Source organism: Pseudomonas sp. GW821-FHT07B01 (assembly GCF_059419065.1).
In genome coordinates this window covers 17111-42346 of record NZ_JBWKRA010000002.1, presented here as the reverse complement: position 1 = coordinate 42346, position 25236 = coordinate 17111, and the positions used below count along the sequence as shown (strand labels likewise).

Annotated in this window: 22 protein-coding genes; 21 read left to right on the top strand and 1 reads right to left on the bottom strand. The window is 62.2% G+C overall.

What is annotated here, in order from left to right:
* Nucleotides 1-22 precede the first annotated feature (22 nt).
* The 19 genes from AC07S6_RS02695 to AC07S6_RS02605 all read left to right on the top strand — a co-directional run bounded on the left by AC07S6_RS02695 (nt 23) and on the right by AC07S6_RS02605 (nt 23213).
* On the top strand, nt 23-481 hold the full coding sequence (locus tag AC07S6_RS02695) for an SRPBCC family protein (protein WP_490615283.1): 459 nt from the start codon (nt 23-25) through the stop codon (nt 479-481).
* 93 nt (nt 482-574) lie between these two features.
* A complete protein-coding gene (locus AC07S6_RS02690) occupies nt 575-1021 on the top strand; it encodes a DUF411 domain-containing protein (protein ID WP_495111621.1) in 447 nt (148 codons plus the stop codon).
* Between the two features lie 3 nt (nt 1022-1024).
* Entirely contained in the window at nt 1025-1468 is a 444-nt protein-coding gene (locus AC07S6_RS02685) for a YqaA family protein (protein WP_166405661.1), read from the top strand.
* A 45-nt stretch (nt 1469-1513) separates the two neighbouring features.
* Entirely contained in the window at nt 1514-2515 is a 1002-nt protein-coding gene (locus AC07S6_RS02680; protein ID WP_495111620.1) for an alpha/beta fold hydrolase, read from the top strand.
* Nucleotides 2516-2540: 25 nt separating this feature from the next.
* Nucleotides 2541-3494 (top strand): D-2-hydroxyacid dehydrogenase family protein, encoded by a 954-nt coding sequence (locus AC07S6_RS02675; RefSeq protein ID WP_495111619.1) that lies wholly within the window; start codon nt 2541-2543, stop codon nt 3492-3494.
* Nucleotides 3495-3951: 457 nt separating this feature from the next.
* The gene (gene glgA, locus AC07S6_RS02670) at nt 3952-5508 is read left to right on the top strand and encodes a glycogen synthase GlgA (RefSeq protein ID WP_495111618.1); all 1557 of its coding nucleotides are present in this window, start codon (nt 3952-3954) and stop codon (nt 5506-5508) included.
* A 31-nt stretch (nt 5509-5539) separates the two neighbouring features.
* Nucleotides 5540-7285: a malto-oligosyltrehalose trehalohydrolase gene (gene treZ / locus AC07S6_RS02665; RefSeq protein ID WP_495111617.1), complete on the top strand. Its 1746-nt coding sequence runs from the start codon at nt 5540-5542 to the stop codon at nt 7283-7285.
* Nucleotides 7282-9366 (top strand): 4-alpha-glucanotransferase, encoded by a 2085-nt coding sequence (gene malQ / locus AC07S6_RS02660; protein WP_495111616.1) that lies wholly within the window; start codon nt 7282-7284, stop codon nt 9364-9366. Before treZ ends, malQ begins: the two co-directional genes overlap by 4 nt.
* A complete protein-coding gene (locus AC07S6_RS02655; protein ID WP_495111615.1) occupies nt 9363-12113 on the top strand; it encodes a malto-oligosyltrehalose synthase in 2751 nt (916 codons plus the stop codon). The genes malQ and AC07S6_RS02655 overlap by 4 nt, the downstream gene beginning before the upstream one ends.
* Before the next feature lie 23 nt (nt 12114-12136).
* Nucleotides 12137-12406, top strand: a complete 270-nt coding sequence (locus tag AC07S6_RS02650) for a DUF2934 domain-containing protein (protein ID WP_003191595.1) — start codon at nt 12137-12139, stop codon at nt 12404-12406.
* A 121-nt stretch (nt 12407-12527) separates the two neighbouring features.
* Nucleotides 12528-14687, top strand: a complete 2160-nt coding sequence (gene glgX / locus AC07S6_RS02645; protein WP_014718610.1) for a glycogen debranching protein GlgX — start codon at nt 12528-12530, stop codon at nt 14685-14687.
* A 1-nt stretch (nt 14688) separates the two neighbouring features.
* Nucleotides 14689-15687, top strand: coding sequence for an acyl-CoA dehydrogenase family protein (locus AC07S6_RS02640; RefSeq protein ID WP_054897375.1), 999 nt, complete (start codon nt 14689-14691; stop codon nt 15685-15687).
* Complete coding sequence (locus AC07S6_RS02635; RefSeq protein WP_133633664.1) at nt 15684-16442, top strand: PIG-L deacetylase family protein; 759 nt, start codon at nt 15684-15686, stop codon at nt 16440-16442. Before AC07S6_RS02640 ends, AC07S6_RS02635 begins: the two co-directional genes overlap by 4 nt.
* A complete protein-coding gene (locus AC07S6_RS02630) occupies nt 16439-17038 on the top strand; it encodes an SAM-dependent methyltransferase (protein ID WP_072434635.1) in 600 nt (199 codons plus the stop codon). Before AC07S6_RS02635 ends, AC07S6_RS02630 begins: the two co-directional genes overlap by 4 nt.
* Entirely contained in the window at nt 17035-17694 is a 660-nt protein-coding gene (locus AC07S6_RS02625) for a glycosyltransferase family 2 protein (protein ID WP_133633663.1), read from the top strand. The genes AC07S6_RS02630 and AC07S6_RS02625 overlap by 4 nt, the downstream gene beginning before the upstream one ends.
* Nucleotides 17695-17982: 288 nt before the next feature.
* Complete coding sequence (locus AC07S6_RS02620) at nt 17983-18744, top strand: PIG-L deacetylase family protein (RefSeq protein WP_495111614.1); 762 nt, start codon at nt 17983-17985, stop codon at nt 18742-18744.
* A 212-nt stretch (nt 18745-18956) separates the two neighbouring features.
* Entirely contained in the window at nt 18957-21110 is a 2154-nt protein-coding gene (locus tag AC07S6_RS02615; protein WP_495111613.1) for a TonB-dependent siderophore receptor, read from the top strand.
* Between the two features lie 184 nt (nt 21111-21294).
* Entirely contained in the window at nt 21295-22782 is a 1488-nt protein-coding gene (locus tag AC07S6_RS02610) for a methyl-accepting chemotaxis protein (RefSeq protein WP_495111612.1), read from the top strand.
* 68 nt (nt 22783-22850) lie between these two features.
* The gene (locus tag AC07S6_RS02605; RefSeq protein ID WP_495111611.1) at nt 22851-23213 is read left to right on the top strand and encodes a VOC family protein; all 363 of its coding nucleotides are present in this window, start codon (nt 22851-22853) and stop codon (nt 23211-23213) included.
* Between the two features lie 4 nt (nt 23214-23217).
* Here the strand turns inward: AC07S6_RS02605 and AC07S6_RS02600 are convergent, their stop codons facing one another.
* Complete coding sequence (locus AC07S6_RS02600; protein WP_495111610.1) at nt 23218-23883, bottom strand: TIGR02466 family protein; 666 nt, start codon at nt 23881-23883, stop codon at nt 23218-23220.
* 217 nt (nt 23884-24100) lie between these two features.
* Between AC07S6_RS02600 and AC07S6_RS02595 the strand changes: the two genes are divergently transcribed.
* Both AC07S6_RS02595 and AC07S6_RS02590 read left to right on the top strand, forming a co-directional pair.
* Nucleotides 24101-24349 (top strand): DUF6429 family protein, encoded by a 249-nt coding sequence (locus AC07S6_RS02595; RefSeq protein WP_003191615.1) that lies wholly within the window; start codon nt 24101-24103, stop codon nt 24347-24349.
* 76 nt (nt 24350-24425) lie between these two features.
* Nucleotides 24426-25046 (top strand): LysE family translocator, encoded by a 621-nt coding sequence (locus AC07S6_RS02590; RefSeq protein WP_495111609.1) that lies wholly within the window; start codon nt 24426-24428, stop codon nt 25044-25046.
* The last annotated feature ends 190 nt before the right edge of the window (nt 25047-25236 follow it).

Here is a 25236-nt window from a genome sequence, read left to right as displayed (position 1 = left end):
ACCGCCACACAGGAGGTGTGTCATGCACGCGACTGAGCATTCGGTCCGCTTGGAGCAGATCAGTCAGGAACGCTTCATCCAGGCGCCGATCGAGGCGGTTTATGACTATGTGACCCAGCCCGACCGCTGGCCCGAGTGGCACCCCACCTCCCTCAGCGCCGACACCGGCACCACCGGCTCATTACCGGTCGGCACGCGTTTTACCGAAATCATCGACCTGCTGGGCATACGCGTCCCCATGAGTTACCGCGTACAAATCGCCCGCCGCCCCAGCGAGTTCAAGACCGTGTTCACCTCCCTGGCGGTTGACGGTTGCATCCATTACTGCTTGCGCGCTCATCAGGGCGGCACCCTGTTCAAACGGGTGCTGACTTACGAGACCGAACTGCAACTGGCGTCTTTGCATGAGCGCATGGTCGCGTTGTCGGCGATTGCGTTGGACCGGCTCAAGCAGCGGCTGGACAATCAGGGGTTCGTATAATTTAGAAACATTACCACGACGTCACGTTGCAAACATGCCGGCAAAAGCAGGGAGAATGCCCGGCTTATTGCCGCGCCTTCAGTGAGACCCACGATGAAAACCCCATTGCGACTGGCCCTGCTCAGTGCCCTGTTTACCACCACCCTGGCCCAGGCCGCCGAACTGATCCCCATCGATGTACACCGCGACGCCAACTGCGGCTGCTGCAAGAAGTGGATCAGCCACTTGGAGAGCAACGGTTTCAAGGTCAACGACCACGTTGAAGCTGACATGAGCGCGGTGAAACAACGCTTGGGCGTGGCGCCACGCCTTGGCTCCTGCCACACCGCGGTGATCGACGGCAAGTTCGTCGAAGGCCACGTACCCGCCGAGCAGGTCCTGGCACTGCGCAAGCGCAACGACCTGCTGGGCCTTGCCGCACCGGGCATGCCATTGGGCTCGCCAGGCATGGAAGTAGACGGACGCAGCGAGGCGTATCAAATCATTGGCCTGACCCGCGACGACGAAGACGTGGTGGTAGCGGACTACCCGGCTCACTGACCGGTGTTGATGGGGTACCTGGGGCTGTTCGGCGCGGCATTTGGCGCCGCGACGTTATTGCCCCTGCAGTCGGAAGCTGTGCTGGTCGGCCTGCTGCTCAGCGGGCATTACAACCTTTGGCTGCTGCTGGGCATCGCCACCCTGGGTAATGTGCTGGGCTCGCTGGTCAATTGGCTGCTGGGGCGCTCGGTCGAGCGCTTCAAAGAGCGACGCTGGTTCCCGGTGAGCGCCAGTCAGTTGAACAAGGCTCGCAGCCATTACGCGCGCTGGGGGCACTGGACGTTGTTGCTCAGTTGGGTGCCGATCATTGGTGATCCGCTGACATTGGTGGCTGGGGTGATGCGTGAGCCGTTGTGGCGTTTTCTATTGCTGGTAACCCTGGCGAAAAGCCTGCGCTATGGCGTAATCGCAGCGCTGACGTTGCAGTGGGCGTTAATCCCCCGTTAATCGCGGGCAAAGAGCATCCGGGCATCTGTCTCGGAGCCAAAACCCATGCCTTTTATCCGTACATTATGCGTAGCCGGTTTGTTTTCGGTCAGCGCGGCGCCCGTGTTAGCTGACACCTACGGCCCTGAGTTGCAGGGCTTTGCATACCCCTACCCTTTAAATCATTTTGCCTTCCAATCCCAGGGCAAATCCCTGCAAATGGGCTACATGGACGTCCCCGCCACCGGCACTCCAAACGGCCGCAGCGTGGTGCTGATGCACGGCAAGAATTTTTGCGGCGCTACCTGGGAGGGTTCGATCAAGGCGCTCAGTGACGCCGGTTACCGCGTCATCGCCCCGGACCAGATTGGTTTTTGCACCTCCAGCAAGCCCGACCACTACCAGTACAGCTTCCAGCAACTGGCGACCAACACCCATCAACTGTTGGAAAAGCTCGGCATTGAAAAGGCCACGGTGATCGGCCATTCCACCGGCGGCATGCTCGCCACACGCTATGCGCTGATGTACCCCCAGCAAACCGAACAGTTGGGGCTGGTGAACCCCATTGGCCTGGAAGACTGGAAAGCCCTCGGCGTGCCCTACCAGAGCGTCGACCAGTGGTACCAGCGCGAGCTGAAACTGAGCGCCGACGGTGTACGCAACTACGAGCGAAACACCTATTACGTTGGGCGCTGGAAACCCGAGTACGAGCGCTGGGTAGACATGCTCGCCGGCCTGAACCAAGGCCCGGGTCATCTTCAGGTTGCCTGGAACTCGGCGCTGATTTACGACATGATCTTCACCCAACCGGTGTACTACGAGTTCAAAGACTTGCAGGTGCCCACCCTGCTGCTGATCGGCACCAGCGACACTACCGCCATCGGCAAAGATGTGGCGCCGGCGGCGGTCAAGGCCAAAATTGGTCATTACGAGGTACTGGGCAAGCAGGTGGCCAAGCTGATTCCCCGCGCCACGTTGGTGGAGTTCCCCGGCCTGGGCCATGCGCCCCAGATGGAAGAGCCGGAACAGTTTCATAAAGCCCTGTTGCACGGGTTGAACGCCCTTTAATTGCCACTTTTCGAGGCCCGCGTGCATGTCGATACAGATCGCAGTGTTGGATGACTGGCAAAACGTGGCCAGTGACGTGGTGGATTGGTCGGCGCTGGACAGCGTGGGCAAGGTGCATTTTCTCCACGACTACCCCGCCGATACCGCCACCATGATCGAGCGCTTGAAAGGGTTCGAGGTGATTTGCCTGATGCGCGAACGCTCAACCTTTGACAAACCCCTGCTGCAAGGGCTGCCCCAGCTCAAATTGCTGGTGACCGGCGGCATGCGCAATGCCGCCATCGACCTTCCCGCAGCCAAGGCCCTGGGCATCCAGGTGTGCGGCACCGACAGCTATAAACACGCCGCACCGGAACTGACCTGGGCCTTGATCATGGCCTCTACACGTAACCTGCTCGCCGAAGCCAACTCACTGCGTGCGGGCGGATGGCAGGTCGGCCTGGGCGGCGACCTGCACGGCAAGACATTGGGCGTCCTGGGGCTGGGCAGCATTGGCCAGAAAGTCGCAAGGTTTGCCCAGGTGTTTGGCATGCGGGTGATTGCCTGGAGTGAGAACCTCACGCCCGAGCGAGCGGCGGAATCAGGGGTGAGTTGGGTCAGCAAGCGCGAGCTGTTTGAGCAGGCGGACATTCTCACCATTCACCTGGTGCTCAGCGAGCGCAGCCGTGGCCTGGTGGATGCGCAAGCCTTGGGCTGGATGAAACCCACCGCGCGGCTGGTGAACACCGCACGCGGACCGATTGTGGATGAGCAGGCGCTGGTGCAAGCGTTACGCAGCGGTCGTCTGGCCGGGGCGGCGCTGGATGTATATGCCCAGGAACCGTTGCCGGCTGACCACCCGTTTCGCCGCTTGCCCAATGTACTGGCTACGCCACACGTGGGGTATGTGAGCGAGCAGAATTATCGGCAGTTCTATCAGCAGATGATCGAAGATATCCAAGCCTGGGCCAAGGGTGTGCCCATTCGCGGGCTCGCCTGACGCACCATTAAAGTGCACCCCCCCCCTTGTGGCGAAGGAGCTTGCTCCCTCTGGAGTGCGCAGCGCTCTCAAAATTTTGGGGCCGCTACGCGTCCCAGCGGGAGCAAGCTCCCTCGCCACAGGGGCATATCGTTAAAAGTTTTTTGTCCTACAAAATCTGCATGAAAACCCAGCAGGCGCTGGGATCTGTCCTAGACTCATGACCGATGGGTCCGTTCCAAAACAAAAACCCCGCAAAAAATCTAAACTTTCGAAACCTGCCGCTGGTCAAGTTTTAGGTAAGGGCGAGCACGCGCGCTTCAGGCCGAATGCCCGCTCATCCAATCTTTTTAAGCCGACGTTGCAACTGGCATACGCCTTGCCAGTTTGTATAGCGCTTGTGTGCATGGCCGCAGGATGCGGTCACTCGGAGCCGATGGCAGCGGGCCATTAGCCAACCAACAGATGGGAGTGCATTATGATCAGTGCCGCAGTAGATACTCAGGGAGAGCGTTTTAGTCAGCCGGCAGGAGGGCCAAAGTCTTTGGCCGACCTGCCCAACACTGTGCGGCCGGTCGTGAGTCAGAATCCGAATCGAAAGAAAGTCTTGTTTGTCACCTCCGAGTTCGCGGACCTGGTGAAAACCGGTGGCCTGGGCGACGTCTCCGCTGCCCTGCCCCGCGCCATGGCCCACCTGCATGATGTGCGAGTACTGATTCCGGGTTACCCGCAAGTGATGGAAAGCGACAATCCGATTCATATCGTCGGTGAACTGGGCGGCCACGCTGCGTTGCCACCGTGCAAGATCGGGCGCATGGACCTCAAGGACGGCCTGGTCATCTACGTGCTGATCTGCCCCGAACTGTATGAGCGTGAAGGCACGCCCTACGGCGCCAACAATGGTCGCGACTGGCCAGACAACCATATCCGCTTCGCCCGTCTGGGCCTGGCCGCCGCCGACATGGCCGCCAACCTCGCGCAAATCCACTGGTGCCCGGACCTGGTGCATGCCCATGACTGGCCTGCGGGCCTGGCTCCGGCGTACATGCACTGGCGTGGGTCGCGCACGCCAACCCTGTTCACCATTCATAACCTGGCCTACCAGGGCGTGGTCAGCCTGGCCTCGACGCCCGAGCTGGGCATTCCGCCCCACGCCCTGCAACAGGAAGGCATGGAGTTCTACGGCAAGATGTCGTTTCTCAAGGCGGGCATGGCGTATTCCAGCCATATCACCACCGTGAGCGCCACCTACGCCCAGGAGATCACCACCCCGGAATTCGGTTGCGGCCTGGATGGCTTCCTCGCCAGCAAGACCCAGCAAGGTCTGCTCAGCGGCATTCCCAACGGTATCGACGAAAGCTGGGAGACGTCCACCGACACGCATCTGATCCACAACTTCAATATCGGCGACTGGGAAGGCAAGGCTATCAACACCGCCCATGTGCGCGAGTTGTTTGAGCTGCAGCCATCCAGTGGCCCGCTGTTCGCTGTGGTCTCGCGCCTGGTCTACCAGAAAGGCCTGGACCTGACCGAAGCCGTCGCCAGTTTCATCGTCGAAAACGGCGGCCAGATTGCGATCATCGGCCGGGGCGAGCCGGAAGAAGAACAGGCCATGCGCGAATTGGCACTGCGCTTCCCGGGCCAGGTGGGGGTACGTATCGGCTTCAACGAGACCGATGCGCGCCGCATGTTCGCCGGCAGCGATTTCCTGCTGATGCCGTCACGCTATGAACCCTGCGGCCTGAGCCAGATGTATGCGCAGCGCTTTGGCTCGTTGCCGGTGGCGCGTAACACCGGCGGGCTGGCGGACACCATTGAGGATGGTGTCACCGGCTTCCTGTTCAATGAATCCACCGTGCAAAGCTACGAAGAGGCGCTGCGCCGCGCCTTCAAGGTGTTCGCCTTCCCCGGTCTGCTCAACGCCATGCGCAGCCGTGCCATGACCCAGCCGTTCAACTGGTGCCAGGCCGTGGAACCCTACGCCGAACTCTATGAACGACTGGTGGCCAAGGCATTGGGAAAATCGAACAAGTAACGACTGGAACAACTAAGGGAGGTCTTCATAGATGCCGTCAAGGACTCTGGAAACCTGGCCCCACGGCGCAATCATGCTGGACGCGCACCGCACGCGCTTTGCGTTATGGGCGCCAGACGCATTTTATGTCAGCGTTGAATTGGAACAGGGTAAAACCATCGTCATGCTTCCCCAGGCCGGTGGTTGGTTCGAAGTCGAAGTCGCGTGCCCTGCCGGCACGCTTTACCGCTTTAATATCGATGGCGAAAATACGGTGCCCGACCCCGCTTCCAGGGCCCAGGCGCTGGATGTGCATGGGTGGAGCCGAGTAGTCGACCCCCTCGCCTATGAATGGCGCCACAGCCAGTGGCAGGGTCGCCCGTGGCACACGGCGGTGATCTACGAACTCCACGTCGGCGCCATGGGCGGCTACGCTGCCGTCGAGAAACACCTGCCCCGCCTGGCCGAACTAGGCGTCACCGCAATTGAATTGATGCCTTTGGCGCAATTTCCCGGCGAACGCAATTGGGGCTATGACGGCGTGCTGCCCTATGCGCCCCACGCCACCTACGGCACTCCCGAGCAACTCAAGCAACTGATCGACAGTGCCCACGGCCACGGTTTGGCCGTGATCCTCGATGTGGTCTACAACCACTTCGGCCCCGACGGCAATTATCTGGGCCAGTACGCCCAGGGGTTCTTCCAGGATGACGTGCATACCCCCTGGGGCGCTGGTATTGATTTCGAGCGCCGTGAAGTGCGGGATTTCTTCCTCGATAACGCCCTGATGTGGCTGCTCGAATACCGCTTCGACGGCCTGCGCCTGGATGCCGTGCACGCCATTGACAACCCCGGGTTTCTACAGGAACTGGCACAACGGGTACGCCAGCAGGTGGACGGCGGACGCCACGTGTGGCTGATGCTGGAAAACGAACTGAACCAGGCCAGCCTGTTGCAGCACGATTTCGACGCCCAATGGAATGACGACTTTCATAACGTGCTGCACGTGCTGCTCACCGGTGAAACCGACGCCTACTACAGCGACTTTGCCGAGCAGCCTACCGCCAAGCTGGCACGCTGCCTGGCCGAGGGGTTCATCTACCAGGGCGAGACGACACGCCATGGCCAAGCTCGCGGCGAACCCAGTGCGGATCTGCCCCCCAGCGCCTTCGTCGCGTTCCTGCAGAACCACGACCAGGTCGGCAACCGCGCCCTCGGCGAACGCCTGCACCAGCTGTGTTCGCCCCAGGCACTGAGCGCCGCGACCGCCCTACTGTTGCTGTGCCCCATGATCCCGATGTTGTTCATGGGCGACGAGGTGAATGCCGCCGAGCCGTTCCTGTTTTTCACCGACCATCATGGCGAACTGGCCGAGGCGGTGCGTGAAGGTCGGCGCAATGAATTTGCCGACTTCGCGGCGTTTCACGACCCCGAGCAACGCCAGCGCATCCCCGACCCCAACGCGCTGCAAACCTTTTTACAGTCGGTGCCTTCCTTCGTCGAGAACGACCACACCCAGCTCTACCGCCACCTGCTGAGCCTGCGTCACGTGCACGTGGTGCCGCACTTGCCCGGCACCGTCGCCCTGGGCGCGCACGTGCTGGCTGACCATGCCGTCACCGCGCGCTGGCGCCTGGGCAACGGCCGTGTGCTGCAGATCGACCTGAACCTGAGTGAACAGCCCCTGGATCATCCGGCATCCCACCCGATTATTTTCCAAACGCCTGCCCTGCAAGGTGCGCACTTACCGCCCTTGAGCGCACGCGTTTGCTTATCCCCTGTTGGAGACATTCTTTGAGCGAAGCGAACCTGGAAATTCTCGCCAGCCGCGCGGGCCTGGCCGTCGATTGGATCGATGCCAACGGTCGCCCGCAACATGTAAAGCCTGATGCCCTGCGTGCCGTCCTCAAAGGGCTGGGGCACCCAGCCGACAGCGATGCCGAGATCGACGCGAGCCTGCTGCAACTTGAGCAGGCGCAGCAGGACCGGCACCTGCCGCCCTTGATGACCACCGACAGCGGTGCGGGCCTGGACCTGGCACGCTATTTCGCCCCGGACACCCCGTGTCGCGTCAGGCTGGAAGGCGGCGAAACCCTGGAGCTGCGCCTGGACGGCGAGGCCGTATTGCCCGGCGTGATTGCCCTCGGCTACCACCAGGTGCATATCGACGGGCAAACCTTCACCCTGGCCGTCGCGCCCAGCCACTGCTACAGCGTGGCCGACGCGGTCGACAGCCAACCCGCTCGCGCCTGGGGCCTCAGCGCCCAACTCTATGCCTTGCGCCGCCTGGGCGATGGCGGTTTTGGCGACACCCTGGCTCTGGAGCACCTGGTGCGTTCCGCCGCCGAGCGCGGCGCCGACGCCGTGGCAATCAGCCCGATGCACGCGATGTTCAGCGCCGACACTGAGCGATTCAGCCCCTATTCACCCTCCAGCCGCCTGTTTCTCAACAGCCTGTATGCTTCGCCGGCGTGCATCCTTGGTGAACGTGAGGTGCGCAACGCCATCGAAGCTGCCGGGTTGGCTGAGGAGTTGCATGCCCTGGAACAGCTCACGCTGATCGACTGGCCGGCCGCCGCCAAGGCCAAGCAACGCCTGCTGCGCACACTGTATGAAGACTTCCGCCACGGCGCGCATCCCCAGCATGCCGACTTTCAAAGCTTCCGCCAGGCCGGCGGCGAAGCCTTGGAAAACCACTGCCGCTTCGAAGCCATACAGGCCCAGCGCGCTGCTGCGGGTGAGGACCTGGACTGGCGCCAATGGCCCGAAGCCTGGCGTACGCCACAGAGCCCGGCCCTGGCGCAGTTCGCTGAGGACAACCGCGACGAAATCGGCTATTTCGCCTTCACCCAATGGCTGATTGCCCGCAGCCTTGAGCGCGCACAACAGGCCGCCCGTGGCAGCGGCATGGGCATCGGCCTGATCGCCGACCTGGCGGTGGGCGCCGACGGCGGCGGCAGCCAGGCCTGGAGTCGCCAGGATGAACTGCTGGCCGACCTCACCGTCGGCGCGCCACCGGACATTCTCAACCGCGCAGGCCAAGGCTGGGGCATCTCTGCCTTTTCCCCTGAGGGCCTCAAGAGCAATGGCTATCGCGCCTTTATCGAAATGCTGCGGGCCAACTTCGCCCATGCCGGCGGCTTGCGCATCGACCATGTGATGGGCCTGCAACGCCTGTGGGTGATCCCTCTGGGCGCGCCCCCCCGCGAAGGTGCCTACTTGTATTACCCGGTGGATGACCTGCTGCGTTTGCTCGCCTTGGAATCGCACCGCCACCAGGCCATCGTCCTCGGTGAAGACCTGGGCACCGTGCCCGAAGGCCTGCGCGAAAAGCTCAGCGCCCGTTCGATCCTGGGCATGCGTGTGCTGCTGTTCGAACAGAACCATGACGGCCAGTTCAAGCCCATCCTCGATTGGCCCGACAACGCCTTGGCCACCACCAGTACCCACGACTTGCCGACCCTCAATGGCTGGTGGCACAGCCGCGATATCGAATGGAATATCCAGCTGGGCCTGATCGATGCGCCCACCGTGGACCAATGGAGCGAACACCGCCTGCGCGAACGCCAGGCACTGCGCCAAGCCTTGAGCCAGGACCCGCAGAACTTCATCGATGAGATCCGCAACGACACCGACCATATGATCGACGCCAGCGTGCGCTACCTGGGCCATACCCGTGCGCCACTGGTGTTGTTGCCCTTGGAAGATGCATTGGGCATCGAGGAGCAAGCCAACCTGCCGGGCACCCTCGACACCCACCCCAATTGGCGCCGTCGCTTGCCCGGCGAAGCCGCCAGCCTGCTCGACAATGACAGCGCCGCGCGTCGCCTCGAACTGCTGGCCGTGGCGCGCAACCAAGCCTATGAGCGTGACCGATGAACGCACTGCCCCTGCGCGCCACCCAGCGCCTGCAATTTCATAAAGATTTTACCCTCGATGACGCGGTGCCACTGGTGCCGTACTTTGCCCAACTGGGCATCAGCCACCTGTATGCTTCACCACTGTTAAGCGCCCGCGCCGGCTCCATGCACGGCTACGATGTGGTCGACCCGACCCGCGTCAACCCGGAACTGGGGGGCGAAGCGGCGTTGCGTCGCCTGGTCGCCGCGCTGCGTGAGCACGACATGGGTTTGATCCTCGATATCGTCTCCAACCATATGGCCGTGGGCGGCGCGGATAACCCTTGGTGGCTGGACCTGCTGGAATGGGGCCGCCTGAGTCCCTATAGCGAGTTCTTCGACATCCAGTGGCACTCCCCCGACCCGCTGCTCAAGGGCCAGTTGCTGATGCCGTTCCTCGGCAGCGATTACGGCGAAGCCTTGCAGAACGGCACGCTGGCGCTCAAGTTCGATGCCGCCCAGGGGAGTTTCTACGTCGAGCATTACGAACACCGTTTTCCGATTTGCCCCAGGGACTACGGCCTGATTCTGGGTAGCGACGAGTTACTCAAATCGCTGGCCGAACGTTTCGCCGCCCTCGCCTATCAGCACGACGCCTACGCCGAAGCCACCGAGCTCAAACAAGCCCTGGCCGAACGCGCCAGCGAGCTGCTATCCGCTATTGAACAACGCCTGACCGCATTCGACAGTCGCCAGCCCGAGGGTTTCGAGCGCCTGCATCACCTGCTCGAACAACAGACCTATCGCCTGGCCAGTTGGCGCACAGCCGCAGACGACATCAACTGGCGGCGTTTTTTCGACGTCAATGAATTGGGCGGCCTGCGGGTCGAACGCACGGCGGTGTTCGAAGCCACCCATGGCAAGATTTTCGAGCTGATCAGCGCGGGGCTGGTCGACGGGCTGCGCATCGACCATATCGACGGCCTGGCTGACCCGCGTGGCTATTGCCGCAAATTGCGTCGGCGTGTGGACGCGCTGTCACCCGAGCGCCACTTGCCGATCTTCGTCGAAAAGATCCTTGGCGAAGGCGAAACTTTGCGTGAAGACTGGCAGGTGGACGGCACTACCGGCTACGAGTTCATGAACCAGTTGTCCTTGCTGCAACACCATCCCGAAGGTTTTGCACCGCTGGCCGAGATGTGGACGCGTCACAGCGAACGGCCTTCGGCCTTCAGCGAAGAAGCGCGGCTGGCGCGCCAGCAGATCCTCAATGGTTCGTTGGGCGGCGACTTCGAAAGCGTGGCCCAGGCCCTGCTGCAAGTGGCCCGCGATGACGTGATGACCCGCGACCTGACCCTGGGCGCCATCCGCCGGGCCCTGCAGGAACTGATTGTGCATTTCCCGGTGTACCGCACCTATATCAGCGCCAAGGGCCGCAGTGCGGCCGACGACAAGGTGTTCCAGCAGGCCATGGAGGGTGCACGCAGTACCCTCAACGAAGGCGACTGGCCGGTGCTCGACCATCTGGAACAATGGTTGGGTGGTCAGCCCTGGCGCAATCGCCCGGTAGGCCGGGCGCGCAAGATGCTCAAGCATGCCTGCGTGCGCTTCCAGCAACTGACCTCGCCCGCCGCCGCCAAGGCTGTGGAAGACACCGCCTTCTATCGTTCGGCGGTGTTGTTGTCGCGCAACGATGTGGGTTTCAGTACCGAGCAATTCAGTGCGCCGTTGGCAGATTTCCATGCGGCTAATCAACAACGCCTGAAGACCTTCCCCGGCAACCTGCTGGCCACCGCCACCCACGACCACAAACGCGGCGAAGACACCCGTGCGCGCCTGGCGGTACTCAGCGAGTGCGCCCCCTGGTATGCCGAACAGGTCGAGCACTGGCGTCGTCTGGCCGAGCCTTTGCGCGAGAGCGCCGAGAGCCCCTCGGCGGGTGATGAGCTGATTCTCTATCAGGTGCTGCTGGGCAGTTGGCCGCTGGAGCCCAACCCCGACCTGGAGGCGTACCAGCAACGCCTGTGGCAGTGGCAGCAAAAAGCCCTGCGCGAGGCCAAGTTGCAGAGCAGTTGGAGCGCGCCCAACGAGGCTTACGAACAGGCGGTGGAAGCGTTCCTCAAGCGCCTGCTGCTCAGTGAGGCCGGTGCGCCGCTGCGCAGTGCGTTGGACAGCGCTGCGCAGGCCATCGCCCCCGCCGGCGCCCTGAATGGGCTGGCGCAAACCTTGCTTCATCTGACCGTGCCGGGTGTGCCGGATATTTACCAGGGCGATGAGTTCTGGGACTTCAGCCTGGTCGACCCGGACAACCGGCGCCCGGTGGACTTCGCTGCGCGGCAACGTGCCTTGCAGGCACCACCGGACATCGGCGAACTGTTGTTCAACTGGCGCGACGGGCGTATCAAACAGGCAGTGATCGCCCAGGTACTGGGCCTGCGTAAAGCCTGCCCCGAGCTGCTGCGCCATGGCAGCTATACACCGCTGGAAGTGCTGGGCCAGCACGCGGAACGCGTGGTTGCGTTCTACCGTGAACATCAGGGCAGGCAGTTACTGGTGGTGGTGCCGCGCTGGTCTTATCCGCTGCTTGAAAACGGGATGTTTCCCCAGATCAATGCCCAGGTTTGGGGCAATACGCGGGTGAAATTACCGTTCGCCGCGCCTGCACAAAACTGGAAGGGACTTTTTCAAACGGGCGTAGTCACACCCAACAAGGAGCTGTTGATCAGCGCTGCCCTGGGGGATCTCCCGGTCAATGTCTTTATCAATCCTGATAATCAAGAAAGCTGAAAATTTTCTGTGAGGAGTTTGTGATGAGTAAAGAAGACAAACGCATTCGCGAACTGGCGCATCAGATCTGGGAGTCTGAAGGCAAGCCCGATGGCGCCCACGATCGCCACTGGGAGATGGCGCGCAAGCTGGCGGAAGCCGAGGCGCTGACGCCGAGCAAGCCTAAACCGGCCGCCAAGCCGAAAACCGCGCCCAAGGCTGCGGCGAAGCCCAAACCTGCTGCGCCTGCCGCTGCCAAACCTGCGGCGAAGAAACCCGCCGCCCCGAAGAAGCCAAAACCGCCCGCCCCATGATTTCTCGGGCCTGCAGCACGCATTGCGCGCTGCAGGCCCTTTTCCGTCCAAGCCATGCGCTGAAGCACCGTCAGTACGGCGGCGTTCGGCCCGAAAAAAGACCCCTTGCAGGAGCAACTCGATGAGCAAACCCGACAACACCACAGCGACGCCGGTTCATGAGCCGTCGCGGATCCGTGAAGGTTTGCCCTTCCCCCTCGGCGCCACCTGGGATGGCCTGGGTGTGAATTTTGCGCTGTTTTCCGCCAACGCCACCAAGGTGGAGCTGTGCCTGTTTGACGATACTGGCGAGGTCGAGCTGGAACGCATCGAACTGCCCGAATACACCGACGAGATTTTTCATGGTTACCTGCCCGATGCCCACCCCGGTCTGATTTACGGCTACCGTGTCTACGGCCCCTATGACCCGGCCAATGGTCATCGCTTCAACCACAACAAGCTGCTGATTGACCCCTACGCCAAGCAACTGGTGGGAGAACTCAAATGGTCCGAAGCGCTGTTTGGCTACACCATCGGCCACCCGGACGACGACCTCAGTTTCGATGAGCGCGATAGTGCGCCCTTCGTGCCCAAGTGCAAGGTCATCGACCCGGCGCACACCTGGGGCAACGACCAACCGGTACGAGTGCCGTGGGACCGCACGATCATCTACGAAACACACCTGCGCGGCATCAGCATGCGCCATCCTTCGGTCGGCGAGTCGGTGCGGGGCACCTGCGCCGGCCTGATGGAAGATGACGTGCTCAAGCATATTCGCCAACTGGGCATTTCCTCGGTCGAGCTGCTGCCCGTGCACGCCTTCGTCAACGACCAGCATCTGCTGGAAAAGGGCATGACCAACTACTGGGGCTACAACAGCATTGCGTTCTTCGCCCCCGACCCGCGCTACCTGGCCAGCGGCAAGATCGCCGAATTCAAGGAGATGGTCGCGCACCTGCATGAGCAGAAGCTGGAAGTGATTCTGGACGTGGTCTACAACCACACCGCCGAAGGCAACGAGCGCGGCCCGACCCTGTCCATGCGTGGCATCGACAACGCCTCCTACTACCGGCTGATGCCCGACGACAAGCGTTTCTACATCAACGATTCCGGCACCGGCAACACCCTGGATCTGAGCCACCCGTGCGTGCTGCAAATGGTCACCGACTCCCTGCGCTACTGGGCCACCGAGATGCATGTGGACGGCTTCCGCTTCGACCTGGCGACCATCCTCGGGCGCTACCGCGACGGGTTCGATGAGCGCCACAGTTTCCTAGTGGCGTGCCGCCAGGACCCGGTGCTGCGCCAGTTGAAACTCATCGCCGAACCCTGGGACTGCGGCCCCGGTGGCTACCAGGTGGGCAACTTCCCACCAGGCTGGGTGGAATGGAACGACCGCTTCCGCGACACCGTGCGTGCGTTCTGGAAAGGCGACGACGGCCAACTCGCCGATTTCGCCGGGCGCATGACCGCCTCGGGCGAGATGTTCAATCACCGCGGGCGCAGACCGTACAGCTCGGTGAACTTCATCACCGCCCACGACGGCTTCACCCTGCACGACCTGGTGTCGTACAACGACAAACACAACGAAGCCAACGACGAGAACAACCAGGACGGCAGCAATAACAACCTGTCCTGGAACCACGGCGTCGAAGGCCCTACCGACGACCCGGAGATCAACGCGCTGCGCCTGCGCCAGATGCGCAACTTCTTCGCCACTTTGCTGCTGGCCCAGGGCACGCCAATGATCGTCGCCGGGGACGAGTTCGCTCGCACTCAACACGGCAACAACAATGCCTATTGCCAGGACAGCGAGATCGGCTGGGTCAACTGGGACTTGGACGATGACGGCAAGGCCCTGCTCAAGTTCGTCAAGCGCTTGATCAAGCTGCGCCTGGCGTACCCGATCCTGCGGCGTGGGCGCTTCCTGGTGGGCGACTACAACGAAGACATCGGCGTGAAGGACGTCACCTGGCTCGCGCCGGATGGCAACGAAATGACCACCGAGCAATGGGAAGACAGCCAGGGCCGCTGCCTGGGCATGCTGATGGATGGCCGCGCCCAGGAAACCGGGATTCGTCGTGCCGGGGCCGACGCCACGCTGCTGCTGGTGGTCAACGCCCATCACGACCAGGTCAATTTCCGCCTGCCGCCGGTGCCGGAGGGCGAGTTCTGGACGTGCCTGCTCGACACCAACGACCCGGCTGTGCGTGGCCAGGAACGCTTTGATTTCGAGCATGAGTACGCGGTCACCGCTCGCTCGCTGCTGCTGTTTGAACTGCAGCACGAAGGCGAGGTGTGAAATGGCGTTGCACGGTTTCCTCCAGGGCTACCGGGGCTATGCCGACACGCAAGCCTTGGGTAATGCCCTGAGGGCCCTTCAAGAAGAAGGCCTTGATCAACTGCCGTTGCCGGGCAGCGGCCAGACCCTGTCCCGCTTGAGCCAACTGGCCCAGGTGGCCGGGCATGACTTGCGCCTGTGCAAGTTGTTCGAAGGCCATACCGATGCCCTGGCGATCATTGCCGAACTCGACAGCCCCTTGCCGCCGCTGGGCAGCACCTGGGGCATGTGGGCGGCCGAGCCGCCGACTGCCAAGGTGCGTGTGCGTCGCGACGGCCAGCGGCTGCTCGTCGAGGGGCGCAAGGCCTGGTGTTCCGGTGCGGCGGTGGTCAGCCATGGTTTGCTGACGGCCTGGGACGAAGAGGACCGCCAGCAGTTGGTGGCCGTGGCGATGGATCAACCGGGCATCACGGTGACGGATGAGGGTTGGAAGGCGGTGGGCATGGCGGCGACCGGTAGCGTCGACATCTTGTTCAGCGCCGCCAGGGGAATTGCCGTGGGCGGCCCGGGCGACTATCTGTCCCGTCCGGGCTTCTGGCACGGTGGGATCGGCATTGCCGCGTGCTGGTACGGCGCGGCGCAACGCCTGGGTGAAGTGCTGCGCGCCCAGTGCGCCACACGTGCAGAGCCCCATGCGCTGGCCCACCTCGGCGCGGTCGACAGCGCCCTGAACAGCGCCGCCTGCGTGTTGCGCGCCAGCGCCGCGCAGATCGACCGCGAGCCTCGCGCTGATGCGCGGCAACTGGCGCAACAGACGCGTGCTTGTATCGAGGACACAGTCGAGCAGGTGATCCAGCATGTGGGCCGCGCGGTCGGCGCCGGGCCGTATTGCAAGGATCCGCACTTTGCCCAGTTGATGGCCGATTTACCGGTGTATGTGCGGCAAAGTCATGCCGAACGCGACTTGGCCGCCCTCGGTGAACAGGTCGCCGGCGAGCCCACAGGGAGATGGGCGCTATGAGGCCCAATCCGATTGTTGGCCAGGGCACGCCGTTGAGCCACTGGCAAAACAGCGCACGATTGGCCGAATTGCAGCACATCAGTGTGGCGCAGTTGGTGCCGCCAGGGCATCGAGCGGTGATCGTCGCCCCGCATCCGGATGACGAGGTGCTGGGCAGTGGTGGCCTGCTGCAAGGGCTGGCTGCGCTGGATCGCCCTATCCAGTTGATCTCCGTCACCGATGGCAGCGCCAGCCACCCGGGCTCCCGGCGCTGGCCGGTGGAGCGTCTGAGTGTGGTGCGTCCGCAGGAATCGGCCCAGGCCTTGCACCGCCTTGGCTTGCCGCTGCACAGTTTGAAATGGCTGCGCGGCGGGTTTGCCGACAGCCATGTGGCCGAGCGCGAAGCCCAGCTTTGCGAGTTTATCCAGCGCCACCTCAAGCCCAACGACGTGGTGTTCGCCACGTGGTGCGAGGATGGGCATTGCGACCATGAGGCCGTGGGCCGCGCCAGCGCCAAGGCAACCAAGGCCGTCGGCGCAGTGTTGTGTGAGCTACCGGTGTGGACCTGGCACTGGGCCACCGCCGAAGACCACAAGGTGCCCTGGCATCGGGCGCGCAAGATCCCGCTGACCGCCGAGCAAGTGGCACGCAAACGCCATGCGATCCACGCCTTCGCCAGCCAGTTGGAGGGCGACCCGCAAATCGGCCTGCCTCCGGTGCTGGCGCCCTATGTGGTGGAGCGCTTGCTGCAACCTTTTGAGATGGTGTTCGTATGAGTGTGGCAACCCCCTACTTCGACCAGTTGTTTGCGGGTAATGACGACCCTTGGGCTTTTCGTCAGCGCTGGTACGAACAACGCAAGCGCGCCCTGACCTTGGCCATGCTGACGCGGCCGCGCTATGCGTCGATATTCGAGCCGGGTTGTGCCAACGGTGAACTGAGTGCCGAGCTGGCCCCGCGTTGCGACCGCCTGCTGTGTTGCGACACCGCCACCGCTGCGGTGCGTCTGGCACAGGCGCGGCTGGAGCATTTTCCTCATGCCCGCGTGGAGCAGCGTCGCCTGCCAGAACAATGGCCCGGCGGGCAATTCGAACTGATCGTATTGAGTGAGCTTTGTTATTACCTTGATGTCGATGATTTTAATCGTCTGATCGATTGCGCCCTCGCCGCCTTGACCGCTGACGGGCAAATTCTGGCCTGTCATTGGCGAGTGCCCATTGACGGTTGCCCGCAAACCGCCGAACAGGTCCACGCCGTGCTCCAACAGCGTCTGGGTGTAGCACCGTTGGTGCAGTACCAGGACCCGGATTTCCTGCTCGACCTGTGGAGCCTGGATGGCACCTCGGTCGCTCGCCACGAGGGTTTACGATGATCGGTATTCTGATCCCGGCACATAACGAAGAAGCCCTATTGGATGATTGCCTGAGAGCTGCGCGGATCGCCGCCGACCACCCGGGCTTGCTGGGTGAAGCGGTACAGATTCTAGTAGTACTCGACAGTTGCAGCGATGCCAGCGCGGCGATTGCCCAGGCCCACGAGGTGCATTGCCTGCACGTGCAGGCGCGCAACGTCGGGCACGCCCGCGGCGTGGGTGCAGGGTACTTGCTGGAGCAAGGCGCGCGGTGGATTTCCTGCACCGACGCCGACAGCCGTGTCGCCCCTGACTGGTTGGTGGCCCAACTGGCCCAAGGTTGCGACGCGGTGTGCGGCACAGTCACCGTGGACGCCTGGAGCGAAGGCTTCGACCCGGCCGCGCAGATTCGCTATCAGCAGGCCTACCAGGCCCGCGACGGACATCGGCATATCCACGGTGCCAACCTGGGCGTGAGTGCTCGCGCCTACGTAGAGGCCGGTGGGTTTGAACCGCTGGAATGCCACGAGGATGTACAACTGGTACGTGAATTGGAGCGTTGCGGTGCCTCCATTGCCTGGAGCCATGCGCCGCAAGTGGTGACCAGTGCGCGACTGGATTGCCGGGCTGAGGGTGGATTTGGTGATTACTTGAAGAGCTTGATGCGGGCTGGGTAAAAACAAAATCGCAGGCAAGCCAGCTCCCACAGGGATGCGTGCCAGGCGCAGATATTGTGGGCAACATAGCCCCCTGTGGGAGCTGGCTTGCCTGCGATGACGTCAGCCCAGCAAACATCGCATCAAAGTTGTGCAGATACCCATGCCTGTCTATGCTCCTAACGCCTTGCATGGCATTCCTGGATTGGCATGCTGCGCACTCACCCAGCGGAGCCTGCGGTGAAGACAAGAGCGTCGTCCCGTCAACGGAGCACGACCCGGTATCAACCGACAAGGATGTGACACCCCATGAAGCCTGCCTCCTTAAGCGAAGGCCGTCGCGGCCCCGTGCAAATCTGGAACAGTGCGCCGCAGTTGGCGCAAACCCCCATCATCTCCCTGAACACCCTGGTACCACCCGGTGCTCGCGTCGTGGTAATCGCACCTCATCCTGGCGATGAAGTGCTGGCGTGCGGCGGTTTGCTGCAACTGCTCAGCACCCGCGAGCATCCGCTGCAATTGATCTCCATCACCGACGGTAGCGCCAGCCATCCCGGCTCTCAGGTATGGCCGGCCAGCCGCTTGAGCGTGGTGCGCCCCCAGGAAAGCGCCGAGGCCCTGCGCCGCTTGGGCATGCCTTTGCACAGCCTGAAATGGATTCGTGGCGGGTTTTGTGATGATGCACTGGCGGCCCGTGAACAGCCCATGAGCCAATTCATCGCGCGCTACCTGCAACCTGGCGACGTGGTGTTTACCACCTGGCGCAACGACGGCAATGACGACCATGACGCCGTCGGCCGCGCGAGTGCCAAGGCGTGCAGCCTGGTAGGTGCGCAACTGTATGAACTGCCGATCTGGGCTTGGCATTGGCCGGCCCGGGAAAGCGCGGTAATGCCCTGGCAGCGTGCACGCAAGGTCCGCCTGGATACCTGGACCGTCGCGCGCAAGCTGCACGCCGCCCACGCCTACGCCAGCCAATTGGTGGGTGACCCGCAGATCGGCTTACCACCGATGCTCGCGCAGATATTGCTGGAACGCATGCGCGAGCCCTACGAAATCCTGTTCATCTGAACACCACCCTGTAGGAGCGAGCTTGCTCGCGAAAAACCTCTACGATAACGCGTGCGTCCTGGAGAAACGCGGCGCCCATGAGTCTTTCGCGAGCAAGCTCGCTCCTACAGAGTTTGGACTTTTCCCTACAGTCTCAATCTGTCAGACTGATGCGAATAATTATCAACAGATTTACTATTCGCCACGGAAGGCACTTGGGGAGCCCTACTTTCATGTCTGTGCAACAACGCGGCGGCAACGTTTTTACACCCCGTCTGATGGCAATCACTATCGCGCTAGCAACCTCCAATGCGGCCATTGCCGCCGACGCCGAAGCACCGGCCACCATCGAGCTGGGCGCTACCCAGGTCTCGGGCCAACAGCTTGGCGCAACCACCGAAGGCAGCGAGTCGTACACCACCGGCTCGATGAAGACCGCGACCAAACTGCCGCTGACCTTGCGCGAAACCCCGCAGGCCGTCACCGTGATCACGCGCCAGCGCATGGATGACCAGGCCATGACCAGCATCAACGACGTGGTCAACGCCACGCCGGGGCTGTTCCTCAATTACTCCAACGGCCCTGGGCGACAAGGCTTTACCGCACGCGGTTTCGATATCGACAACCTCATGTATGACGGTATCCCCAGCGGCTACAACGGTGCGTCGGTAGGCGCCCAGCCGAACCTGGCGATGTTCGACCGCGTCGAAGTGGTGCGCGGCGCTACCGGCCTGGTGACCGGCGCAGGCAACCCTTCGGCCGCCATCAACCTGATCCGCAAGCGGCCACTGGATGAGCAGAAAGTCACGCTCACCGGCGCCGTCGGCAGCTGGGACGACTACCGTGGCGAGCTCGACGCCTCCAGCCCACTCAATGACAGTGGCACCTGGCGCGGCCGTGTCGTCACCTCTTACCGCGATGCCAACAGTTTTATCGACAAGGCCGAGCAGGATCATGGCCTTTTCTATGCCGTCACCGAAGCCGACCTGAGCGAAGACACCACCCTGACCCTCGGTTACTCGAACCAGAAGGACAAGACCAACTACTTCTGGGGCGCTTCGATGGTCGGCCTGGATGGACGCCACCTGGGCCTGTCGCGCTCTTACAACCCAGGCACCGACTGGGAAAACAAGGACCAGGAAATCAACACCGTTTTCGCCGAGCTGCGCCAGCGCCTGGCCAACGACTGGAGCCTGCAGGTCAACGCCAACTACGCCGAACAGAACGCCTTGTTCTCCGGCTCCTACCAATCGCGCTGGACCAACGACACCCTGGCCCGCACGGTGTACCAGGCCACCTACGATGAAAACCAGGCCGGGCTCGACGCCTTTGCCAGCGGCCCCTTCGAGGCGTTCGGCCGCACCCATGAACTGGTGGTGGGCGCCAGCAAGCGCATCTACGACATGACCACCCACAACTACAGCCCGTACGACCTCAACTGGCCGATCAATGCGGGCAAACCGAACTTCACCCGCACCAACAACGTTCGCGAAGTCACCACCCAGGACGGTTTCTACCTGACCAGCCGCCTGAGCCTGGCCGACCCGCTGAAGCTGATCCTCGGCGCTCGCCTGGACTGGTACGACTACGACAACCGTGATGCCGCTGGCGACTACAAGGTCACCCGCAACCTCACCCGCTACGCCGGCCTGATCTACGATCTGGACGACCAGCATTCGGTTTATGTGAGCTACAGCGACATCTTCACGCCGCAAAAAGACAAGAGCACAGCCGGCACTCCGCTCAAACCCATCGTCGGTAAAAATTATGAGGTGGGCGTCAAAGGCGAATACTTCGGTGGCACGTTGAATGCCAGCGTAGCGCTGTTCCGTGTCGACCAGGAAAACCGCGCCGTGGCCGTGGTGGTGCCCAACTGCCCGCAGGCGTCCTGTGCCGAGGCCTCGGGCGAAATCCGCAGCCAGGGTATCGACTTCGAACTGCAAGGCGCCTTGACCGAAAACTGGCAGGTCGGCGGCGGCTATACCTATGCGCGCACCCACACCATCAAGGACGACGCCAACCCGCAGAAGGTCAACAAGCAGTTCGATACCGACATCCCGGAACATCTGTTCAAAGTGACCACCCGCTATAACTTCCAGGGCCCGCTGGAAAAACTCCGCGTCGGCGGCAATATCTCCTGGCAGAGCCGCATGTACAACGACATCAAGCTAGCGGATGGCAGCAACTACCGGCTCCAGCAAGGCGGCTACGCCGTCACTGACTTGATGGCAGGCTACCGGGTCAATCAGCACCTGGATTTGCAACTCAACGCCAACAACATCTTCGATCGCCACTACTACCAGTCCATCTCCAACTCAGTGACTTATGGCGGCGACTCCTATGGCAGCCCCCGCAACATGATGTTGACTGCCAAGTACAGTTTCTGAGCCTCATGCCCACCTCGGCTGCCCGCTCGGGCAGCCGTTCTTAAAGTCCCGCGCCCGCGTGCCGATAACGCGTGGGTAACCGGCAACAATCCTGAACATCTGCTTCACTCCACAGCGGCGCGCCTGTATGGCACACCGCGTGCTTGCTTGACCTCGACGCCCCCCTCTCATGGAGTAAGAGTGAATGCCCGTCCGTTTTCTCGAGCACTATCGCAAGGCCGACCGCATCATGCTGGCATTGATCTGGCTGATGTGCCTGTTCTCCCTCGGCCTGGCGTTCTGGCACGACACCCTCATGCAGGCCGTGATCGTCGGTGGCGGCACCGGCGTGGTGCTCACGGCGCTGTATCGCGTCATTGGCGGCACCCGGCTGATGCGCTGTGCACTGGGCGCCGGCTTGATGGTGATGGCGGCGTTGCACATCAACCAGGCGCACGGGGTGATCGAATCCCACTTCGGTATTTTCGCGCTGTTGGCGGTGCTGACCTTCTACCGTGACTGGCTGCCGATTTTGGTGGCGGCACTGACCATCGCGGTGCATCACGTGGTGTTCCATGCCTTACAGCACCAGGGTTTTCCTGTATTTGTGATGGAGCATCACGGCGGCTGGACCATGGTGTTCGTTCACGCCTTCTATGTGGTGATGGAGACCGTTGCCCTGCTCTACCTGGCCGTCCATAGCCAGGCCGAAGCGGTGGAGAGCCAGGAAATGCTTGAGAAGATGCTCGCCGTCACCTCGCAGTTCACCGTGGAAACCGCCCAAGGTGAAGGCAAGGCCCACGTATCCCTCGCCAAGCGTTTCGACCACTTCCTGCAGCAACTCACCCACCTGATCGACGGCGTCGCCCGCGACTCCCATGGCCTGGGCCAGCTCGGCCAGGAACTGGCCAGCGCGAGCGGCACCCTGGAAAAAGGCGCACGGCATCAACTGGCGCAGATCGGCGAAATGACCGATTCGATGCAGCGCATGGAAGACGCCATGGGCCACATTACGGTGCAGGTCGAACAGGCAGTGGAACATGCAGGCCAGGCCAGCCAGCAGATTGTGCGCGGCCAGGAAAGCGTCGGCCGCGCCCAGCATGAAATCAGCCAACTGGCTTCGCGTATCAACGGCACGGAGTCGACCGTGGAATCCCTGGCGGTGCAGGCAGAGCAAATCGGCTCGGTGCTGGAAGTGATCAGCAGCATCGCCAACCAGACCAACCTGCTGGCCCTCAACGCCGCCATCGAGGCCGCCCGCGCCGGCGAGCAAGGCCGTGGCTTTGCCGTGGTTGCCGATGAAGTGCGCAGCCTGGCCCAGCGCACCGCCCTCTCCACCCAAGAAATCAAGAGCATCATCGAGGGCCTGCAACACGGCAGCCGCCAAGCCGTCGAAGCCATGCACGCCAGCCGCGAAGGCGTAGAGCGCTGCGTGGCAGACAGCCAAGTGGCCGTGGACATGCTATGGGCTGTGGGCGAGGACATCGCGCACATCGACCAACTCAACGGCCACATCGTCACCACCACCCGCGAGCAGACCTCGGCAAACCTGGAGATCGTCGAGCGCTTGCAGTCGGTACAAAGCATCGCCCAGAACACCGCCGACGACGTCGAGACACTCGCCCGCAGCAGCGAACGCCTGCCACCGATCGCGGTGCGGCTGGATGCGTTGGGGCGCAGGTTTCATCCTTGAGCGCGAGGGAAATGTGCAGGCCCGGTACGTTACACTCGCCGCTGAGACCACGAGCCACGGAGGCAACCATGAGCACATCCGGTAAAGACCGACAGATCGACAATATCGAATTCAACGTAAGCGACATTGCCCGCAGCAAAGCGTTCTACGGCGCCGCATTCGGCTGGACGTTCGTCGACTACGGCCCCACCTACAGCGAGTTCAGCGATGGCCGGCTCACGGGTGGTTTCACCACCGGCGAGCCTGTGCGACCGGGCGGCCCGTTGGTTATCGTGTACGCAGACGACTTGGACAGTGTGCAGCAGCGGCTTCAACAGCTGGGTGCGGTGATAACCCGCCAGACATTTTCGTTTCCCGGTGGCAGCCGGTTCCACTTCACCGATCCGGATGGGTATGAGTTAGCGGTGTGGAGTGCTACCTCGCTGACTTGAGCGTTCAGGCACCAAAATTGAAGGCTATGGAGATTCGCGGTCGCGTGCCTTCAAAGCGGCGTACCGAATGCATCAACCACGACGGAAACATCACGAATGTGCCCGTGGCGGCGGCGCAGGTGCTGCTGAACCCAGCAGTCAGGCAGTCTTCTACTCGCATGCGCAGGGCCGGGTTGTAGGTCGAAGCCACCATGCCGCGCGGGTCCAGGAACTCCAGGTCGCCGCCCACCGCCGGGTCATCCTCACGGCCACCGGCATCGACCCAATAAACACCGGACCAAAACGCCCCAGGGTGGCCGTGAAGCGCATTGCTGTGGCCCGCCTCATTCACGTTGACCCAGGCGTTGACCTTCCACTGGAAGCCGGGCTCGATGAACCCATACTGCTCGCTGTGCACGGCGGTCATTTGGGTGGCGAGCTGCGTGGCAAACCTTACCAAGGCTTCACAGGCCTCCCCGCCCCACTGCGCAAAGTCATCGGCCGACTGCCAACCCCCGGCATTGCTGCGACGCGTGCCGTGAACGTCGGCAGCCATGCGCTGGGCAATCTGGGCCTTGAGCTCAGCATTCAGCCTTTTCGCGTCGGGAAACTGAATGCTGGCCAATGGGCTTGGAAACAGCCGCCGGATGTTGATGAGCTGCGGGTCCAGTGGGTGTTCAAGGAACTGCATCGACGTTCTACCAAGCTGTGTAAGTCACTGAAAAACATACCGAATAGACGCAGTGACCGGTGTAAACCTTTGTTAAAAACTTGAGGGTTATTGATAGGTGTCGGCAAGTCGGCTAAAAAAGCTTTTGCAATCGCTCAAGCACGTGACTGCATGCATTCTTGAACCGCAAGGCCCCGAGGCTCGACAGGGTCTGTGTAATCCAAGCGGAGTACCCATTATGGAATACGACGAAAAACTGATTGAGGAAGCCGTACTTGCCCTGCTGACCACCTTCAGCTTTGATAACGGCAACTCATGGAAAGGCCACGACTTTCAAATAATGAACCGGCTTCACGAGCAAGGTTTTATCAGTAATCCGGTGAACAAAAACAAATCCATTTGGTTGACGCAGGAAGGCTTGGAACGGGGCAGGCAAATTGCCGATCGGTTGTTTGGCGCGGCACCTGAAGCGCTCGCGGGACCGTAAGTCCAGCCACGGAGTGTTAAACCGCGCTTCATGCTTTTATCCTCAAGACTCCCCGACCTGCCAACCCGGAGCCGCCATGGACCTCGCCACCCTAGCCCTCTTCCTCCCCGCCTGCTTCGCCCTGAACATGGCCCCCGGCCCCAATAACCTGTTATCCGTGAGCAACGCTACCCGCTATGGCTACCGCACCTCCTGCCTCGCCGGTCTCGGCCGCCTGCTGGCCTTCGCCGGCATGATCGCCCTCGCGTCCGCTGGCTTGGCGGTGGTACTGCAAACCTCGGAATTGTTGTTCTACGGGATCAAGATTCTCGGCGCAGCGTACCTGTTTTACCTGGCATATCAGCTATGGCGCGCAGACCCGCAGCAGCAGGTGGACACCGTAACGGGGAAGGTGGGCCTGTGGGCCTTGGCACGGCAGGAGTTTCTGGTGGCGGCGGGCAACCCCAAAGCGATCCTGATCTTCACCGCCTTCCTCCCGCAATTCGTGGTGCCCGGCCAACCCATCACCGCGCAATTTGCCCTGCTGGGTGTGATGTTCCTGGCCTTGGAATGGGTGGCTATCAGCGCCTACGCCTATATGGGCCTGCATATGCGCCGCTGGTTTGCCGAGCCGAAGGGCAAGCGCCTGTTCAATCGCTGCTGCGCGGGTTTGTTGTCAGCGGCCGCGGCGGTGTTGTTGACTGCGCGTAAGGCATGAGTGAGGTGTGAATGCCCCTGTGAAGTTGACCGTCATCGACATCCACCTACCTTCAGTAAGACGCTGCACCTGTGGCGAGGGAGCTTGCTCCCGTGACGACCTGGCAGCCGACGCTGACATAACTGATGCCCCGCGATCCAAATGTGGGAGCTGGCTTGCCTGCGATGACGGCCTGGCAGCCGACAAAGAT

What these genes read in the sequence shown, in the direction of transcription:
- AC07S6_RS02605 (WP_495111611.1), top strand. Translation starts at nt 22,851, where the DNA reads ATGAGCACATCCGGTAAAGACCGACAGATCGACAATATCGAATTCAAC.
- AC07S6_RS02640 (WP_054897375.1), top strand. Translation starts at nt 14,689, where the DNA reads ATGGCGTTGCACGGTTTCCTCCAGGGCTACCGGGGCTATGCCGACACG.
- AC07S6_RS02610 (WP_495111612.1), top strand. Translation starts at nt 21,295, where the DNA reads ATGCCCGTCCGTTTTCTCGAGCACTATCGCAAGGCCGACCGCATCATG.
- AC07S6_RS02625 (WP_133633663.1), top strand. Translation starts at nt 17,035, where the DNA reads ATGATCGGTATTCTGATCCCGGCACATAACGAAGAAGCCCTATTGGAT.
- AC07S6_RS02675 (WP_495111619.1), top strand. Translation starts at nt 2,541, where the DNA reads ATGTCGATACAGATCGCAGTGTTGGATGACTGGCAAAACGTGGCCAGT.
- treZ (WP_495111617.1), top strand. Translation starts at nt 5,540, where the DNA reads ATGCCGTCAAGGACTCTGGAAACCTGGCCCCACGGCGCAATCATGCTG.
- AC07S6_RS02690 (WP_495111621.1), top strand. Translation starts at nt 575, where the DNA reads ATGAAAACCCCATTGCGACTGGCCCTGCTCAGTGCCCTGTTTACCACC.
- AC07S6_RS02635 (WP_133633664.1), top strand. Translation starts at nt 15,684, where the DNA reads ATGAGGCCCAATCCGATTGTTGGCCAGGGCACGCCGTTGAGCCACTGG.
- AC07S6_RS02600 (WP_495111610.1), bottom strand. Translation starts at nt 23,883, where the DNA reads ATGCAGTTCCTTGAACACCCACTGGACCCGCAGCTCATCAACATCCGG.
- AC07S6_RS02590 (WP_495111609.1), top strand. Translation starts at nt 24,426, where the DNA reads ATGGACCTCGCCACCCTAGCCCTCTTCCTCCCCGCCTGCTTCGCCCTG.
- AC07S6_RS02615 (WP_495111613.1), top strand. Translation starts at nt 18,957, where the DNA reads ATGTCTGTGCAACAACGCGGCGGCAACGTTTTTACACCCCGTCTGATG.
- glgA (WP_495111618.1), top strand. Translation starts at nt 3,952, where the DNA reads ATGATCAGTGCCGCAGTAGATACTCAGGGAGAGCGTTTTAGTCAGCCG.
- AC07S6_RS02655 (WP_495111615.1), top strand. Translation starts at nt 9,363, where the DNA reads ATGAACGCACTGCCCCTGCGCGCCACCCAGCGCCTGCAATTTCATAAA.
- AC07S6_RS02595 (WP_003191615.1), top strand. Translation starts at nt 24,101, where the DNA reads ATGGAATACGACGAAAAACTGATTGAGGAAGCCGTACTTGCCCTGCTG.
- AC07S6_RS02680 (WP_495111620.1), top strand. Translation starts at nt 1,514, where the DNA reads ATGCCTTTTATCCGTACATTATGCGTAGCCGGTTTGTTTTCGGTCAGC.
- AC07S6_RS02620 (WP_495111614.1), top strand. Translation starts at nt 17,983, where the DNA reads ATGAAGCCTGCCTCCTTAAGCGAAGGCCGTCGCGGCCCCGTGCAAATC.
- AC07S6_RS02695 (WP_490615283.1), top strand. Translation starts at nt 23, where the DNA reads ATGCACGCGACTGAGCATTCGGTCCGCTTGGAGCAGATCAGTCAGGAA.
- AC07S6_RS02650 (WP_003191595.1), top strand. Translation starts at nt 12,137, where the DNA reads ATGAGTAAAGAAGACAAACGCATTCGCGAACTGGCGCATCAGATCTGG.
- AC07S6_RS02630 (WP_072434635.1), top strand. Translation starts at nt 16,439, where the DNA reads ATGAGTGTGGCAACCCCCTACTTCGACCAGTTGTTTGCGGGTAATGAC.
- glgX (WP_014718610.1), top strand. Translation starts at nt 12,528, where the DNA reads ATGAGCAAACCCGACAACACCACAGCGACGCCGGTTCATGAGCCGTCG.